At 61.1% G+C, this 16,716-nt stretch carries 11 protein-coding genes; all 11 read left to right on the top strand.

The genetic code is table 11. From position 1 onward, the window contains the following. The first annotated feature begins 241 nt into the window (after nucleotides 1-241). From NL116_RS01240 to NL116_RS01190, 11 genes are read left to right on the top strand one after another with little or no spacing between them, the layout of a single operon-like run. Nucleotides 242-1,639, top strand: a complete 1,398-nt coding sequence (locus NL116_RS01240) for an SrfA family protein (RefSeq protein ID WP_494375682.1) — start codon at nucleotides 242-244, stop codon at nucleotides 1,637-1,639. A gap of 6 nt (nucleotides 1,640-1,645) precedes the next feature. After that, nucleotides 1,646-4,711: a virulence factor SrfB gene (locus NL116_RS01235; protein WP_494375681.1), complete on the top strand. Its 3,066-nt coding sequence runs from the start codon at nucleotides 1,646-1,648 to the stop codon at nucleotides 4,709-4,711. Further along, entirely contained in the window at nucleotides 4,708-7,422 is a 2,715-nt protein-coding gene (locus tag NL116_RS01230) for a putative virulence factor (RefSeq protein WP_494375680.1), read from the top strand. Before NL116_RS01235 ends, NL116_RS01230 begins: the two co-directional genes overlap by 4 nt. A gap of 3 nt (nucleotides 7,423-7,425) precedes the next feature. After that, entirely contained in the window at nucleotides 7,426-8,457 is a 1,032-nt protein-coding gene (locus NL116_RS01225; protein WP_494375679.1) for a hypothetical protein, read from the top strand. Then, entirely contained in the window at nucleotides 8,457-10,436 is a 1,980-nt protein-coding gene (locus tag NL116_RS01220) for a vWA domain-containing protein (RefSeq protein WP_494375678.1), read from the top strand. Before NL116_RS01225 ends, NL116_RS01220 begins: the two co-directional genes overlap by 1 nt. Nucleotides 10,437-10,446: 10 nt before the next feature. Next, a complete protein-coding gene (locus NL116_RS01215) occupies nucleotides 10,447-11,148 on the top strand; it encodes an ABC transporter ATP-binding protein (protein ID WP_494375677.1) in 702 nt (233 codons plus the stop codon). After that, on the top strand, nucleotides 11,132-12,355 hold the full coding sequence (locus NL116_RS01210) for an ABC transporter permease (protein ID WP_494375676.1): 1,224 nt from the start codon (nucleotides 11,132-11,134) through the stop codon (nucleotides 12,353-12,355). The genes NL116_RS01215 and NL116_RS01210 overlap by 17 nt, the downstream gene beginning before the upstream one ends. Beyond that, the gene (locus NL116_RS01205) at nucleotides 12,345-13,889 is read left to right on the top strand and encodes an SUMF1/EgtB/PvdO family nonheme iron enzyme (protein WP_494375675.1); all 1,545 of its coding nucleotides are present in this window, start codon (nucleotides 12,345-12,347) and stop codon (nucleotides 13,887-13,889) included. Before NL116_RS01210 ends, NL116_RS01205 begins: the two co-directional genes overlap by 11 nt. A 32-nt stretch (nucleotides 13,890-13,921) precedes the next feature. Next, complete coding sequence (locus tag NL116_RS01200; protein ID WP_310262424.1) at nucleotides 13,922-14,656, top strand: hypothetical protein; 735 nt, start codon at nucleotides 13,922-13,924, stop codon at nucleotides 14,654-14,656. 4 nt (nucleotides 14,657-14,660) lie between these two features. Next, complete coding sequence (locus tag NL116_RS01195) at nucleotides 14,661-15,167, top strand: hypothetical protein (protein WP_494375674.1); 507 nt, start codon at nucleotides 14,661-14,663, stop codon at nucleotides 15,165-15,167. Nucleotides 15,168-15,224: 57 nt separating this feature from the next. Continuing rightward, nucleotides 15,225-16,658 carry a vWA domain-containing protein gene (locus NL116_RS01190; RefSeq protein ID WP_494375673.1) on the top strand — a complete coding sequence of 478 codons (1,434 nt, stop codon included), beginning with the start codon at nucleotides 15,225-15,227 and terminating at the stop codon, nucleotides 16,656-16,658. Nucleotides 16,659-16,716 lie beyond the last annotated feature (58 nt).

Below are 16,716 nucleotides of genomic sequence, written 5' to 3'. Positions count from 1 at the left end.
GTTTTTTATAGCGCTGATGAAACGTTTCAGCAAGCTTAAAAAAGAACACCTTCGAGCCTTCTCAAGTCAATTCAAATTGACCTCATGCAACCTCTGCACACTTACGCTAGTCTCATACGGTTTTGGACCTCCGCTATTTGACGGCGACATCATTATGACATTAAGGTCGCCAGCTAATTGCAGGAGCAAGCGCAGACGCTTTTGTCTGTCATTTTTGCGCAACGGAACATAGGGAGTTTGAATGCGCGGGGCACTATTACGCAGCGGTAAGAGCGGGTCATTCATTGCCCTGGGCGAAACAGGTCAACCGGTCTACCGGGCGGCCCTGCAATTGCGCGAGGCCATTCGCCGCAAAAATCCTGAGTTGGTCGATCATCTGGCCATCCCTCAAAGCGATGAGCTCGGTAACCAGATCGACTGGTACAGCGGCCTCAACGGTGATGTGATCCCGTGGAGCAGTGCGACCGAAGAAGAACGCGCGCCTGCCCGCCGCCAGCTTGAATCGCTGAAAACTGCGCTTGAGGAATTGAGCCAGCGTTTCCTGGTCACTGATTCCGGCGCACCGCAGCAAGGCGACAAAGCCGTGTTCGGCAAGCTGCTCAAGCGCGTGATTCATTTCCCCGACGAAAACTTCGTTTACCTGGTGCAAGGCAAACCGGTGCTGACCTTTTGGGGTTTCGAGCATGCCGGTACTGACACTCGCGACCCTCTGCACTGCCTTTATCAAGTTCCGCCCGCGTTCACGCTGCCTCCCGTAGTCGAAGCCGCGCCCGTGGTTGCGCCCCTCGTGCCGGTGGTTGCTCGACCTTGGTGGCGTCGCTGGTGGTGGCTGTTGTTGCTGCCGCTCCTGCTGCTGCTTTTGTGGCTGTTGCTCGGCCTGCGTGGTTGCGTGCCGATTCCATTGGTGGCGGTAGATCTGCTGCCGGAGGGTATCGTGCCGGTGGAACAACAACTGGAAGAGCCGAAACTGACTGGCAATGTCACGACGTTGAACGGCGTCCCGGTGAATGGCACCGTTGTGGGCTCCACCGCAGAAACTGGCAACGGTATCGCCGAGACTGAAACCCATGGCGTGGAAGCGCCTGCGGTCGAAGGTAACGAGGCTGACGCAGCACCCGCTGGCGTGACTCAAGACCCCGCCAAAGACCCGGCAGCAGACCCAGCCGCCGAATCGCCTACCGTACCCCCCGAAAACAAAACCGCGCCGCCGGATATCACATCACCCGAGGCCGAAAAACCTGCCGCCGCAAAACCCGGCCCTCCCCTGAGCATTCCACCAGACGCCGCCGACGGCGCCGCCAAGTTCCTCGACGGTCAGTACCGCGCCGGGGCCGGTATTCAGGATCGCAAGACCGGCAAACCGCTTCGTCTGGAGTACCAACTCAAGGACGGCAAGGGCGAAGTCACCGTACATCAGGCCGACGGCACCAAGTGCAGCGGGCCAGTGAGCGCTACCATGAAGGGAGGCAGCCTGGCCATCGACAGCCAGGGTCAGGCCGTGTGCGCCGATGGCAGCACTTACGACATGCCGAAGGTCAACTGCCGCAAAGGGGCGACCACGGTCGCGGACTGCACCGGCGGTTACGGAAAAGAACAATTCCCGATGTCCATGCGGCACGCGGCCGAAAAAACGGAATAACCCGACATGTTGCCTGAAGTCACCCAATTCGAAGACACCGTCACGCTCGTCAGCGACACCGGCATCCAGTTCATGGATTTCGCCCTGCGCCTGGATCCTCGCAAGGAACCGGCAGGCGAATTCGCGCCGATGATCAGCGGGCTGATCTGTCGCCTTTCGTACAACGAAGAGAAAGACTTCTTTTTCTACGAACCTGAACCGGAAAAGATCGAGAAAGCCAAACCTGCGTTCAGCGTCGACATGAAAAGCAGCCTCGAATTGCTCGACGGTGTCTGGCTGCCGACCCCGTTTTTTCGCTTCATGCCGCCCCATCGCTTCGATGAAGGCCCGACCAACTGGTCGCGCATGCGCCTGGTCAAACTGGCGACACCGGACATCGACGGCAACACCCACCGCCTGACGATGGCGTTCGACAGCCGCGTCATGCCCAAGCGTGACGGCACTGCTTACCTGGCCCCCAACGAAGAAGACATCAACTCCGGCGTGTCCTTCAAACTGGCGACCAAGGCCAGCGAAACCCGCTGGTTCCTGGCGCAGCCGTGGGTCAACGAGTGGCTGCTGGAAGTGTTCAACGAGGGCAACGCGCACCGTTCGCGCGCCGAGCTGGACACCGATATCCGCGCCAACTATCACCTGGCGCACTACCTCAATTTGCTCAGCCTGTTGAGCACACCGTCCGCAGCCCAGCAATCGACGGTCCGGGCAAAAGTTGAAATCCCCGAGCTGAAAGTGGTCGCCAACGACAGCAATGGCCTGGTCAAACCGATTCCGGTGGACCTGGTCCTGGACGTCGGCAACTCGCGCACCTGCGGGATCCTGATTGAAAACCACGGTCAGGCCGGCTCCGGGCTGAAGCAGAACTACGTGCTGGAATTGCGCGACCTGATCACCCCGGAACACACCTACAACCTGCCGTTCGAAAGCCGAGTGGAATTCGCCCAGGCGTATTTCGGCAAGGATCACTGCTCGGTCAAGAGCGGCCGGCACGATGCTTTCCAGTGGGCGACGATTGCCCGCGTCGGCAATGAGGCCAGCCGTCTGGCCAGTCGTCGTCGCGGCACCGAAGGCTCCACCGGCCTGTCCAGCCCGAAACGCTACTTGTGGGACGAAAACGCCTACGGCCATGGCTGGCGTTTCAACTGCTCGTACATCAAGACCGACAGCGAGCCGTACGCCACTGCTGCGCCGTTCTCTCACCTGATCAACGAAACCGGCGAGGCGCTTTACAGCCTCGAAGAAGATGATCGTCTGCCGGTGTTCATGCCGCGTTATTCGCGCAGCTCGCTGATGACCTTCATGCTTGCCGAAGTGCTGGCCCAGGCGCTGTCACAAATCAACAGCCCGGCCCAGCGTTCGCGCCAGGGTCACACCCGCGTGCCGCGCCAGCTCAACAGCATCACCCTGACCGTTCCGCCGGGCATGCCCCAGGCCGAGCGCAGCATCCTCAACGAACGCATGCTGCAAGCCATCGGCCTGGTGTGGAAAAGCCTCGGCTGGCATGCCGGCGAGGAAGACCCGCATCTGGATCAGGCCGTCAGCCCGCGCACGCCGATCCCGAGCATCCGCGTGGAATGGGACGAAGCCTCCTGCGGCCAGTTGGTGTACCTGTACACCGAGGTCAACGAGAATTTCGCCGGTCACCCGGAAGAATTTTTCGACACCATCGCCCGACCGGACAAGACCGACCGCGAGCGCATCACCCTGGCGACCATCGACATCGGCGGCGGCACCACCGACCTTGTGATCACCGATTACCGCCTCGACCGCGCCGGCAACACCGGCAGCGGCAGCAACGTGCACATCGTGCCTGAGCAGCGTTTCCGTGATGGTTTCAAAGTCGCCGGCGATGACATCCTGCTCGACGTGATTCAGGACTTCATCCTGCCAAGCTTCGAAAAAGCCTTGCAGAACGCCGGCGTGAAAGCCCCGGACTCACTGATGTCACGTCTGTGCGGCGATGAGTCGGTCAGCGCTCAGGACATGATCCTGCGCCAGCAATTGAACCTGCAGGTGTTCGTTCCGCTGGGCCTGGCGCTGCTCAAGGCGTACGAGCACTACGATCCGCAAGTCCCGCAAGCAGTCACCCCGCAAACCTATCGCCAATTGCTGGGTGACAACGCGATCAGCCAGACCGTGCTCGACTACGTCAACGCCGCCGTGCGCCGCGATGTCGGCAGTCAGAGCGGTTTCGACCTGTATGCCGCGCCGATCAGCTTCGACCTGCAAAAGCTCCACGCCGCGTTCCTCAACGACCAGATCAACATCACCAAGATTCTCGGGGCGTTGTGTGAAGTGGTCGCGCATTACCCGTGCGACGTCCTGCTGCTGACAGGCCGCCCCTCGCGCCTGCCCGGCATCCAGGCGTTCATTCGCAAGGTACTGCCGCTGCCACCGGGGCGCATTCTGGCGCTGCAAAACTACCGGACCGGCGGCTGGTATCCGTTCCACAAGAACGGCCGGATCGACGACCCGAAAAGCACCGCGTCGGTTGGCGCGATGCTCTGCCTGTTGTGCGCCAACCACAGCGTGCCGAACTTCTACTTCCGTGCATCGGCGCTCAAGCCGTATTCGACGGTCAAGAATATCGGCGTGATCGACCTGAACAACGTGATCAAGGATGCCGACGTGCTGTACCGCGACATCCAGGCTGAAGACTACAAGATCAAACTGCCGATAATTGGCGTTGGCGATACTGCCGACACACCGCAGCTGGAAATGCGCGGCGATCTGCGCCTCGGTTTCCGCCAACTGGCCGCTGACCGCTGGGCCGCTTCGCCGCTGTACACCTTGCGGTTCACCAAGGCCGGTCGGGAGAAGTTCTCCCGGGCGATCGGTGAAAACGGCAGCGCGCCGCTGCTCAAGGTGCGGTTCGAAGTCAAACCGGCGGACAAGTACACCCGCAAGCAGGATCTGGTCAGCGACCGCCTCTCGGTTCGCAACATCGAATCCAACTGTAACAACGTCAACTTCAACCCGCGCAGCGACCTCGAGCTCGAACTCAACACCATGCTCGACGCCGGCCTGAGCGAGACCAAGTACTGGCTCGACAGTGGAAGTGTGAAACGCAAATGAATAACCTGACCCCCGATCAAACTCAGCTCTCTGCCAGTTGGGCCGCTGTTTATGAAGGCGCCGGTCAGGCGCTGGACTGGATTGCCCAGACGCGCGGCAACGCGCCGCGCCTGGACAGCGAAGCCGACAACCTGAACATCCGCCTGCACCGCGCCCGCAACCTGGCTCACAGCCTCGGTCGCGTGGCCTGCACGCCGATGACCATCGGCTTTTTCGGCTTGTCCCAGGCCGGCAAGTCTTACCTGATTTCGGCCCTCGCAGCGGGTCAGAACGGCAAACTGGAAACCGATTTTGGCGGCCAGCGCCTGGATTTCATCAAGCACATCAACCCGGTCGGTGGCGGCAAGGAAGCGACTGGCCTGGTGACGCGCTTCAGCCGTCGGGCGACGGCAAGCCTGGACAATGACTTTCCGGTAGAGCTCACGCTATTCAAGGAAATCGAGCTGGCGAAGATTCTCGCCAACTCCTGGTTCAAGGATTTCGACCTCGAGCGCATTTCCTACGAGATCGATGAAGAGCGCATCCAGCGCGTGCTCAAACCGTTCGAAGGTCGCGAAACCGGATCGCTGCAAGCGGGCGTCAACGCCGACGACCTGGTGTCGCTGTGGGATTACCTGCGCGACAACTTCCGCAACTCGGTGAAAAAACTTGAGCACCTGTACTGGCCCAAGGCATTGCAGTTGGCGCCACGCCTGAATTTCCAGGAGCGAGCCGAGCTGTTTTCGATCCTGTGGGGTGAACAAGGCGAGCTGACGCGGGTGTACCAGCAACTGGCCGGTGCACTTCACGCGCTGGGCCTGCCCGAAACCGTGTTCGCACCGCTGAAAGCGTTGGTGAGTTTCGAAAACGACACCTACAGCCAGCGCGACAGCATCATGAACGTCGACATCCTTGAACGCTTCGGCAGCCCACGGGACCTGCCGATCGAGGTTCGACCGCTGATTGACGGCCGCCTGCAAAACAGTCAGGGCATCCCGGTCGCGCAACTGGCGGCACTGACGGCCGAAATGACCTTCCGCCTGATCGAAGCGCCGCTGGATGACATCGTCAATCAGGTCGACCTGCTGGACTTCCCCGGTTATCGCGGGCGCAAGAAACTGCACGAGATCGCCGATTCCAACGACCCGCAATCCGCCACCAAGGACAACTCCGTTTCGCAGCTGATCCTGCGGGGCAAGGTCGCCTACCTGTTCGAGCGCTACACCGACAATCAGGAAATGAACGCCCTGGTGGTCTGCACCGGTTCGACCAAACAGAGCGACGTCAATGACGTGGGCCCGGTACTGACCCGCTGGATCGAAAAGACCCAGGGCGCCGATTCGGCCGCTCGCAGCAAACGCGACACCGGTCTGATCTGGGCGCTGACCATGCTTGACCTGCGCATCACCAACTCCCTGAGCCTGACACCTGACCAGTACGACGAGAGCTGGAACGGCATGGTCAAGCTGACCATGCTGGAACGGTTCGGCAGCCTGAGCTGGATGAGCGACTGGGCCGGCACGCCGTTCCAGAACACCTTCCTGGTGCGCAAACCGCGCATGGACGCGGCGTTCATCGAGCAAGACGCAAGCGGCGCGGAAACCGGCCTTAATGCCATCTACCAGGAGCGTGTCGACGCACTGGGCAGCAGCTTCGCCAGCAACGCTCTGGTGTGCAAACACATCAAGAACCCGGTCAACGCCTGGGCGCAAATGCTGCGCAACGATGACGGTGGCATCAGCTACTTCAGCAGCAGTTTCAAAGGCGTGGCCAACATCGAATTCAAATTGCAGCGCATCCGCGAGCAATTGAGCGAATGCCTCGAAGGCCTGACCACTCACGGCCTGAGCACGTGGTACCACGCCGACGCCGATGGTGCCGCCGCCGCGAAGAAAGCCCAGGCGCAAATGATTCTGACCGGCCTCGGCCGTCGCCCGGCGGTGCTCGGCGAACTGATCGATCAACTCGACATGCCGAGTGAAGAGGTGCGCGACCTGTACCTCAGCGGCGTGTACGAAACCGATGATGAGCCCGCTGTCAGTGATGAACCGGTCGCCCTCACACCCAGCCAGAGCCTGTACGGCAACGACGCGGGTTTCGATTTTGATTTTGGTGACGACGCGAGCGCTGACGCACCAGTCAGCAGCAGCAAAAACGGCAGCCCCGCGCCCGAGCTGCAGAACAACGAGCATCGATTTGCCAAAGCCGCATTCAAGGCCTGGATCGCGCACCTGCGCGAGCTGACCACCCGCCAAAGCCTGCTCAATCTGCTCGGTCTGGAAAAGGCCTTGCTCGAAGCGGTGGTCGACGAACTGATCACCGCCGGTTATCGCCAGGATTTGCCTGGGCAATTGAGCCGCGCGGTTCTCAAGCGCGCACAAAGCGGCGCGCGGCGCGATCAACTGGTCGAACGACAGGTATTCGAAGTGCAACGTGTGCTGCGCGATTTCGTGTCGTGGTTCGGTTACCTGAAGAAGCCGGTAAGCGAGCGTCCGAACAGCCGCGTCGGTGCCAAACAGCCGCTGTTTTCGTTCTATACCGACGTCAGTCCGGGACAAGTGCCCGTGCTGCCGGCCCAACCGGCGAATCAGGCGCAGCGCTATCTCGGCGACTGGCTCTCGGGCCTGGCCTGCCTCACGCAAGACAATGCCGGCCATGGTGCCGGACGTGAAATCACCCCTGAACAGAACGAACGGCTGGGCCAAGTGCTCAACGCCTTCGTAGCGAGATAAGCAATGCCAATTCGTGTCGACCTGCTCGCGTTAGAGCCCAATGTGCCTGGCAAGGCCCGCCTTACTGTGAAGAAATGGCAGGGTAGCGAGGAACAGTTGGAGTTTTCCATTCAGCGTAACCAGGACGGTTTCTACCTCCAGGACCACAAGACCTGGAGCAACAATCCATTTTGGTTCAAGGTCTCGCGGTTCAACGTCACGGCCAGCGGCGACGGCCTGGAAGCGCAGGTCGGCCCGGACGTGGTCGACCCGCTGCTGGAAGGTGGCGCCAACTCGCAATTCCAGATCGAACTGCGTGAACAGAACCAAAGCCACGCCGACAAAGGCGTGGTTCGCCCAGGCGTAGGCGTGCTGCCGTCCACTGCCGGCGGCCAGACGCGCTCGACCTATGGGGGTGCCGAACTGACGGCGCCGAGCACACCGGAACCTGAAGTCCTGGACATCCCGGAGCTGCCTGAACTGGTCCTGTCCACCGCCGAGCCCGAAGTGGAGCTGGAGTCAGTGCCCCACGAGCCCGACTACGCACCCCCTCCCGCACCTGTGAAGAAAAGCAACAAAGGCCTGATCGGCCTGCTGATTGTCATGCTGTTGCTACTGGCCGCGGGTGGCGGATTCTGGTTTTACAAACGCACTCCGGCGCCTGCCCCGGTGGCCACCAATGCTGCCGCCGCACCTGCCGGCGCTGACGCTCAAGCGTGCACCCTGGAGAGCATGAACAGCCTGCCCGAACTGACTTTCGTCCAGACCTGCATCAAGGCGGCGCCCGACAGTGCCAAGTTGCTGGAAATCATCAACCAGGCCAAGGCCGGCAAACACTGCGGCGTCGCCCAACGGCTGTACGCCAACCGTGCCCAGGCCGGTGACGCGCTGATCGCCAACGCTTATGCCCGTGAATACGACCCTAAATACCTGAAGGCCAGCGAGTGCTTCCCGGTCGCGGACAACGCCACCGCCGCCTATTGGTACGAAACCATCCTCACCCAGGACCCGAACAACGCCGAAGCCAAGCAGCGTTTCGAGGAGTTGCAGAAGTGATGCGCTCGCCGATGAGTCGATTTCTGCTGAGCAGCGCCACCCTGTTGGCGTTGTGCATCAGCCCACTGTCCCAGGCCGATGACAAACCGCTGATCCAGGCCGGCAAAAAGACCCTGTTCCAACGCGTGCTGACCACGCCAGGCTGCAAAATCAGCCCGACGGCGGGCGGTGCCGCCGGTGACGAACAGCCTGTGTTCAGCCGCTTTTACGTGTACGAACGCGCCCAGGCGAACAACGCCGAATGGCTGAAAGTCGGCCCCGACAGTTACGGTAAAACCATTGGCTGGTTGCCTGCCGGCTGCACCACCGACTGGAAGATGCAACTGACGCTGGCCTTCACCAACCCGGCCAACCGCGACCGCTTGCTGTTCTTCAAGGACCGCGCCACCGTCGAGGCCATCCTCGATGCGCCGGACCCGGTGAGCAAAGTCGCGCCGCTGCGAGCCACGCTAAAAAAAGGCCAGCAGGCGCCGGGCGTACTGGCCGAAGAACCTGAATACTTCGTCGACTTGCAAAAGCAGTTCTACCTGCTGCCGGTGCTCAGCGGCGAAGAAGTCATGACCGAAAGCGGTTTCCGCACGCGCCTGCTTAATGTCGCCTCGGTCAGCAAGCCCGATGACAAGAACACCAAGGGCAGCGCTCCCGGCGCCAAGGAGCCCGAGGAAAAAAACGCCAACCAGCTGAAGGAATTCAGTGCCGCAGTGGTGTTTGTCATCGACTCGACGATTTCGATGGACCCGTACATTGACCGCACCCGCGAGGCGATCCGCAAGGTCTATCAGCAGATCGAAGCGCAGAACCTCGGCAAGCAGGTCAAGTTCGGCATGGTCGCTTTCCGCTCCAACACCCAGGCGGTGCCGGGGCTGGAATACACCACCAAAATGTACGCCGACCCTACGAAGGTGAAAGACAGCGCCGACTTTTTTGCCAAGATCGCTGACCTCAAACAGGCCACCGTATCGAGCAGCAGCTTCGATGAAGACTCGTTTGCCGGCGTCATGGAAAGCATCGACAAGGTCGACTGGAGCCAGTTCGGCGCGCGCTACGTGGTGCTGATCACCGACGCGGGTGCCATCGAAGGCGATGACAAACTGTCGAAGACCGGTTTGAGTGCCGCCCAGGTGCGTATGGAAGCCGCCAACCCGGGCGTGGCGATTTACACCCTGCACTTGAAAACCCCGGCCGGAGCCAAGGACCACGCCAAGGCCGAAGCGCAGTACCGAAACCTGTCGACCTACCCGGGCACGAACACCTCGCTGTACTACCCGGTGAACGCGGGTGATGTGCAGGAGTTCGGACGCAAGGTCGACGCACTGGCTGCCGCGATCACCACCCAGGTGAAAGCCGCCTACATGGGCGAAGACGCCATCGGCAGCGCGGCGAACGCCAAGCAGGACCCGGCCGAGAAGAAAATGCTTGAGGACGCGGCGCTGATCGGTCATGCCATGCAACTCGCCTATCTCGGCGAGAAGACCAACAGCAAGGCCCCGCCGGTGTTCAAGGCGTGGATCAGTGACCGCGACCTGATCAAGCAAAACATCCCGACCACCGATGTGCGGGTGCTGTTGACCAAGTCACAGCTCAGCGACTTGAGCGACGTGATGAAGCAGATCCTCGATGCCGCCAATGAAGGCCTGATATCGCCAACGGAAATGTTCAATCGACTGCGTTCGGTGGCGGCAACCATGGGTGCCGATCCCAACCAGCTCAAACAGAACAGCAACGCCAAACTGGCGGACATGGGCGTGCTCGGCGAATACCTCGAAGACCTGCCCTATCAGAGTGAAGTGCTGAACCTTGATGAAGAGACCTGGAAAAGCTGGGACGGTCTGGCGCAGGAGAAATTCATCCGAACGCTGAACACCAAACTGCGGCATTACCAGCGTTACAACGCCGATGTCGACCGTTGGGTGGCTTTAGCCAAGGACAGCGATGCGCGGGACAACGTATACCCCGTGCCACTCGAAATGATGCCTTAACGAGACGCTGATGCTCGATATCAAGAACTTGCTGGTGCGCCGTGGTGAAGGCGCGCTGGCCCATCACGTACGTCTGCCGCTTTTGCAGGTCGGTGCCGGAGAAATCCTCGCCATTACCGGCGAAAGTGGCAGTGGCAAAAGTACATTGCTCGAAGCCATCGGCCTGTTGCTCGCGCCGGTGGAACTCGAGCGCTTTCGCCTGGGACCGACGCACGCTCAGGATATCGCCCACCTGCTGGCGACTGACGACCAACCGGCGCTCGCAGCGGTGCGTTCACGGCACTTGGGTTTCATTCTGCAGAGCGGCGGCTTGCTGCCGTTCCTGAGTGTGCGCGACAACATCAGCCTGCCGCGACGTTTGCTCGGGATGTCGGCGAAGAGCGAGCACATCGACCACGCCGTCGACGTGTTGCGCCTGCAAGGGTTGCTGGAAAAACAACCGCAGGCCTTGTCGATCGGCGAACGCCAGCGCGTGGCCTGCGTTCGCGCGATTGCCCATGAACCGCTGTTGCTGTTGGCCGATGAACCGACTGCCGCGCTCGACCCTCACAGCGCCCGGCGTTTGTTCGAATTGCTGCTGAGCCTGGTGTCGAGCATGGGCTTAAGTGCGCTTGTGGTGTCCCATGACTGGGCCTTGCTGAAGGATTTCGGCTTGCCGCGACTCGGCGCTATCAGCCGCCAGGGAGAAACACTGTTTGAACCGATGGACTGATCGCTTGCACCTGCTGGGCTCACTGGCGCTGCAAGACCTCTGGCACGACCGCAAGGTCTCGCTGTGCATCGCCGCATCTCTGGTGGCGGTGATTGCGCCTTTGCTGCTGTTGTTCGGGCTCAAGCACGGGGTGGTCAGTCAGTTGCAGGACGAACTGCTGCGCGACCCGCGCAACCTTGAAGTGAAGATGCTCAGCAACGGCAACTACGACACGGCCTGGATCGAGCGTTTGCGCCTGCGTCCCGAAACCGGTTTTGCCCTCGGCCAGACGCGCTCGCTCAATACCCAGGCAGACCTGCTGATTGGCATGCAGCGATTTGTCGAAGGTGCGGAAATCATCGCCACCGAGCCGGGCGACCCCCAACTGAACCTGGCATCGCTCTCCCCGGTCGGCAATCAAGTGATCCTCAGCGCCAGTGCCGCGCAACGCTTGCAGGCCAAGGTTGGCGACAGCGTGCAGTTGCGGGCGATGCGTCGTCTGGACGGTGTCAATGAACGTGGCGAGATGACGCTCACGGTGCTGGCGGTGCTCGATGGTGCGCGCTTCGGCCGTGCCGCCGGGTTTGTCGCCCCGCCGCTGCTGCTGGACCTGGAGCGATTTCGCGACGGTTATCAGGTCAGCTCGTTCGGCGTAGCCACCGGCAAGCCTCTGGGTAATCTGCAACCGCTGTATGCCCGTGCCCGCGTGTATGCGCGCGACATCGATCAGGTCGCACCGCTGGAGCACTGGCTCAACGAACAACACATCGAAACCTCGAGCCGGCTGGCCGACATCGACAACGTCAAAGCCATCAATCATGTGCTGGGGTTGATCTTCGGCGTGATCGCCATGGCGGCGCTGATCGGCTGTGTGGCGTCAATGGTCGGCGCGTTCCTGGCCAACATCGACCGCAAGCGCAAAAGCCTGGCGGTCCTGCGTCTGCTGGGGTTCAAACGCAGGGCCGTCGGCAGTTTTGTGGTCTTGCAGGCATTGGTGCTCAGTTTGGCCGGTTACATCGGCGGGCTGGGGTTTTATGCTGTCGGCAGCCATTTGTTCGACTACTTGCTCGGCAGCAGCCAGGCCACCGGCACCTTCGTTTGCCACATTACCGTCTGGCATAGCGTTGCCGCCTTGCTCCTGACCCTTCTGGTCGCCGCATTGGTGGCCGTGATCGGCGCCCTGCGAGCCATCAACATCCAACCTGCGGAGAGTCTGCGTGAGCTATAAACGTTTTGGCTTGCTGTTGCCCCTGAGTCTCGGCTACCTGCTCGACGCCTCGGCGGCGGGCTGGGAAGAGAAATTTTACAACCCGATGCCGGACGCCGCCGATGTCGTGCTGCCGATGCCCTGCGATGGCGCAATGGTGTTTCGCAAGGTATTCATCCCGGTGGCCGGGCCGCTCGATGACTACCCGATCAACATCGGTCAGGACGGCGCGGAATACGGCTACGTCGAACAGACCCGACCGACGTTCATCGCCGGCAGCTTCACTGGCGGCAAGAACGACAAATCCCGCTACTACCTGATGGCCAAGTACGAGATGAGTCAGCTGCAATACGCCGCGCTGACCGAAGAAACCTGTCCCGCCGCGTCCACCAAACTGCGCATGCCGCAAACGTCCGTGAGCTGGGTGCAAGCCATCGAAGCCGCCGACAAGTACAACCTGTGGCTGCGTAAAAACGCCGCTGACAAGTTGCCCAAGGAAGACGGCGCGCAGGGCTTCCTGCGCTTGCCGACAGAAGTCGAGTGGGAGTTCGCCGCACGCGGCGGGCTGGAAGTCAGCGCCGCTGAATTTCGCGATACGCACTACCCGATGCCGGACGGTATCAATGCCTACGAATGGTTCGCCGGGGCGCAATCGTCCAACGGCAAAGTGCAGTTGTCCGGTCTGCAAAAGCCTAATCCGCTGGGCCTGCACGACATGCTCGGCAACGTCGACGAAATGATGTTCGAGCCGTTTCGCCTGAACAAACTCGACCGCCAGCACGGTCAGGCCGGCGGCTATGTGGTCCGTGGCGGCAACTACCTGACTGCGCAAGCCGACCTGCGTACGGCGCTGCGCAAGGAAGCGCCGTACTACAACGCCGATGGCCAAGTGAAAAACAAAACCACCGGCCTGCGTCTGGTGCTGGTGTCGCCGACCCTGACGTCTCGCGAACGCGTCGCCAGCATCGAATCCAGCTGGAAGAAGCTCGGCACCGGCAGCAAGGAAACCGAATCCGCTGACAAAGGCACCGTGCAATCCCTGAACAGCCTCGCCTCGGGCGTCGAAGACAAAGCGCTGAAGGAAAAACTGCAGGCCCTGGAAAACCAGTTGCGTGCCAGCAACCAGCAGCAGGAAGAAACCCGTGACCAGGCGATTCGCGCCAGCCTCAATCTGGGCGCATTCTTGTGCACCAAGATGCTCGACGACGGCCAATACGTGGACTTCCTGCAAAAGAACTACAAGCTCAATTGCGAAAGCGCGGACAAAGACGCCAGTTGTGACATGCGTAAAACCAAACTCGACGAGCAGAAGGATCGCCTGCACAAACTCAGCCGTTACTACGCCAGCAGCCTGGTGGAGTCGGCGACCTTGTACGGCCAACCATTGCTTGAAACACAGGTGCCGGTGATGGAAGAAATCATCACCCGCAACAAACAACTGCAAGACCTGAAACCTTACTTGCGCACCCACTGGGCCAATCAAAAAGCGTTCCTGCAAAAGCAGAAGATCGACACTGAAGCCTGGCTGAGCAGCTGCAAAGCCGTTACTCAATAACAAACGTCAACACCGTCATCAGGAGTTTCACCATGTCGCGCAGCCTTTGGACTCGCTTCAAGCTACAGATCGCTTTCGTACTGGCGGGCAGCCTGCTGCTGACCGGTTGCGCCAACACCGGTAGCTCCATGCTCGGCGACAGCGACGGGGCCGACCCGCGCCTGACCCAGGGCCAGGACGCAGAGTTCTTCAGCAAGTCGGGCTATCAGGCCTGCGCCATGGGCGCCGGTGTCGGCATCCTCGCTTGCGCGCTGTCCAACAGCAACAACAAAGCGGTGTGCGCCGTCGCCGCCGGTATTACCGCGTGTGGCGTGGCCATGGGCGCGAACTACTATCTGGATCAGCGGCGCAGCGAATACGCCGACACCACCACCCGCCTGGCTAAAATGAACAGCGACGTGGAACAAGACACCCAGAACGTGATCGCCCGTACCGCGACCGCTCAGCAAGTGATCAATGACGACCAGGCGCAAATCGCCCAGATCAAAAAGGACATTGCCAACAAGAAAGTCGACAAGGCCAAGGCCCAGGTGCAAATCGCGGAGATTGATTCGAACATCGCGCGCCTGCGCAAAGACCTCGGCAACATGCGCACCAAAGTCACCGAGTACACCAAAGTGGCAGACGCCGAGCGTGCTCAAGGTGCCAGCGGTGCCGAGATCAAGCAGGTGGACATGAACATCATGAAACTGAACCAGAAAGTCGCCGCCCTGCAGAAGGAAGTCGACGGTCTGTACAGCCAACGCTCCGCTATCACCCTGGGCTAAGCACATGACGTTACGACAACTGGCGGTCCTCACCGCCGTCCTGGTCTTGAGCGGTTGCGCGACCAAGCCGGGCGAATGCGATGCGACCAATCGCGACAGCAGCATGCTGACCAAGATGAACTGCGACTACTCCGGTGGTTACAGTGATCAGGTCAAGCAGAAGGAACTGGCCCTGAGCGAGTCCCGTCAACAAAACGCGATGTTCCGTCAGGTGTACGAGAACATTCAGGCCCAGCAGCTGAGCACCAAGACCGACCTGGCCAGCCAGCAGAAAGCCCAGGCGGCGCTGAATCAATCGCTGGGGCAACTGCTGTCCTCGCTCAAGACCCGGCATGCCAATGAAAGCTCGGTGCAGAAACAGATCGCCGGCCTCGAGCAGCAGCTCAAGGCCTCGCAAGCGGCGCCAGTGACCAAATCAACGCCTGCGACCCTGGCGGCCAAGCAGGCAGAGCTGAAGGCGTTGCAGAAGAAGGTCAATCAGCTGCAATTCAGCCTCGGCTACGAAGAGTAACTTTTCACCCCGCAGGCCTCCCGATGGAGGCCTGCACTTTTTTCAGGAATCGTCGTCATGCAGCGGGTCATCAGGGATGCGCAAGCCACACCGGAGGGGATGAGTGCACTGCAAGCCAAAGTCGCCCTCATCCAGAAACACTTTCCACCGACCGTCGCCAGCCTGTTTGCCATCCCGCGCATGGGCAGCGGCGACGTGCTGGAATGGTGGACCGAACTGGGTGGCCAACCCACGCCCTACGCCGACCTCAACGAGGACGCGCAACGACGTTTGCTGCAAACCTATGAAGTACGGCAGACGTCCCTCGGGCAACTGGCGGACGAACTGCAAAGACGCGGTCAACCGACAGAAGCCGAAGACCTGCGCAGCCTGCTCGGCACGCCGGAGCTGGACAAACTGTACAGCCTCAACGGTGAGCCGCTGGTGGTGCGCTGGCACCAGCGTCCGCCCAAGCCGATCGTGCCGCCGGTGGTTCCGGTGGTTCCCGTCGTACCACCGTCGCGGCGTGGCTGGTGGATCGCGGCGGCCTTGCTGGCATTGCTGTTGCTGCTGCTGGCGCTGTGGCTCTGGTGGTTCCTGCACCGTGAACCGGTGGTCGTGGTGCCACCGGTTGCGCCGGTTGCGCCCGTGGTGACGCCCGTCGAGAAACCGGTTGAGCCGGTTCCCGAGCCTGTCGTGGAACCGGAACCTGTTCCGGAACCAGAACCGGTGCCCGAACCGAAGCCAGTGCCGCCGCCCAAGCCGGTCCCACCACCAAAACCGGTCGCGCCGCCACCACCACCGCCACCGCCTCCACCGCCTCCAGCCCCGACGCTGGACAACTACGCGTGCCGCAAAAAAGCGCCGGATGCCGTGCCCCCGCAATTTGTGGTGGTACTCGACACCTCGGGCTCAATGGACTTGAACATCAGGTCGGTGAAATCCGACGAGGACTGGTTCTTCGGCAATGAGATGAACAAGTACCTGGACGTGAACCGCACCCGGGCGATCTTCGCTAAACCCAGCCGCATGGACGTCGCCAAGGACTCGCTGGCCGGCATGATCAACGGGCTCGATCCGAAAATCGACACGCGCCTGATCACCTTCGCCGGTTGCGAAAGAACACCGGACCAGGGCGTGTTCAGGTTCGGCGACCGTCAGCGGTTGATCAACGGGATTCGCGGCCTGGTGCCCAACGACGGCACACCGCTGGCCGACAGCCTGGCCTACGCGGCAAGCACGGTCGACGGGCGCAATAACGATGCGGTGATCGTGATGTTTGTCGACGGTGAAGACGGTTGCCAGAAGGACGCTTGCGCGGTGTCCCGTCGAATCGCCAGGGAGCAACCGCGCCTGCGGGTCAACGTGGTGAAAATCGGCGCCGGTGGCCCGTCACGCTGCATCGCTGAAAATACCGGTGGCCGGGTTTACAGCAGCACCAATGCGGCTGAGCTGGGAAGCCAGTTGAAACAGGCGACCAAGGAAGTGTCGAGCAATGCCAAGTGCGACTAGTCACCTGGCTTGAATACTGAGGTGGGCCCATCGCGGGCAAGCCACGCTCCCTCAGGTT

It is taken from the genome of Pseudomonas sp. FBCC-B1667, assembly GCF_059133255.1.
Note: the sequence above shows the minus strand (reverse complement) of the source record. Positions and strands in the feature narration are given on the sequence as shown.

Bases quoted from the DNA above. Each gene is read 5' to 3' on its own strand.
- NL116_RS01195 (WP_494375674.1), top strand. From the start codon at position 14,661: ATGACGTTACGACAACTGGCGGTCCTCACCGCCGTCCTGGTCTTGAGC.
- NL116_RS01225 (WP_494375679.1), top strand. From the start codon at position 7,426: ATGCCAATTCGTGTCGACCTGCTCGCGTTAGAGCCCAATGTGCCTGGC.
- NL116_RS01190 (WP_494375673.1), top strand. From the start codon at position 15,225: ATGCAGCGGGTCATCAGGGATGCGCAAGCCACACCGGAGGGGATGAGT.
- NL116_RS01230 (WP_494375680.1), top strand. From the start codon at position 4,708: ATGAATAACCTGACCCCCGATCAAACTCAGCTCTCTGCCAGTTGGGCC.
- NL116_RS01215 (WP_494375677.1), top strand. From the start codon at position 10,447: ATGCTCGATATCAAGAACTTGCTGGTGCGCCGTGGTGAAGGCGCGCTG.
- NL116_RS01240 (WP_494375682.1), top strand. From the start codon at position 242: ATGCGCGGGGCACTATTACGCAGCGGTAAGAGCGGGTCATTCATTGCC.
- NL116_RS01235 (WP_494375681.1), top strand. From the start codon at position 1,646: ATGTTGCCTGAAGTCACCCAATTCGAAGACACCGTCACGCTCGTCAGC.
- NL116_RS01200 (WP_310262424.1), top strand. From the start codon at position 13,922: ATGTCGCGCAGCCTTTGGACTCGCTTCAAGCTACAGATCGCTTTCGTA.
- NL116_RS01220 (WP_494375678.1), top strand. From the start codon at position 8,457: ATGCGCTCGCCGATGAGTCGATTTCTGCTGAGCAGCGCCACCCTGTTG.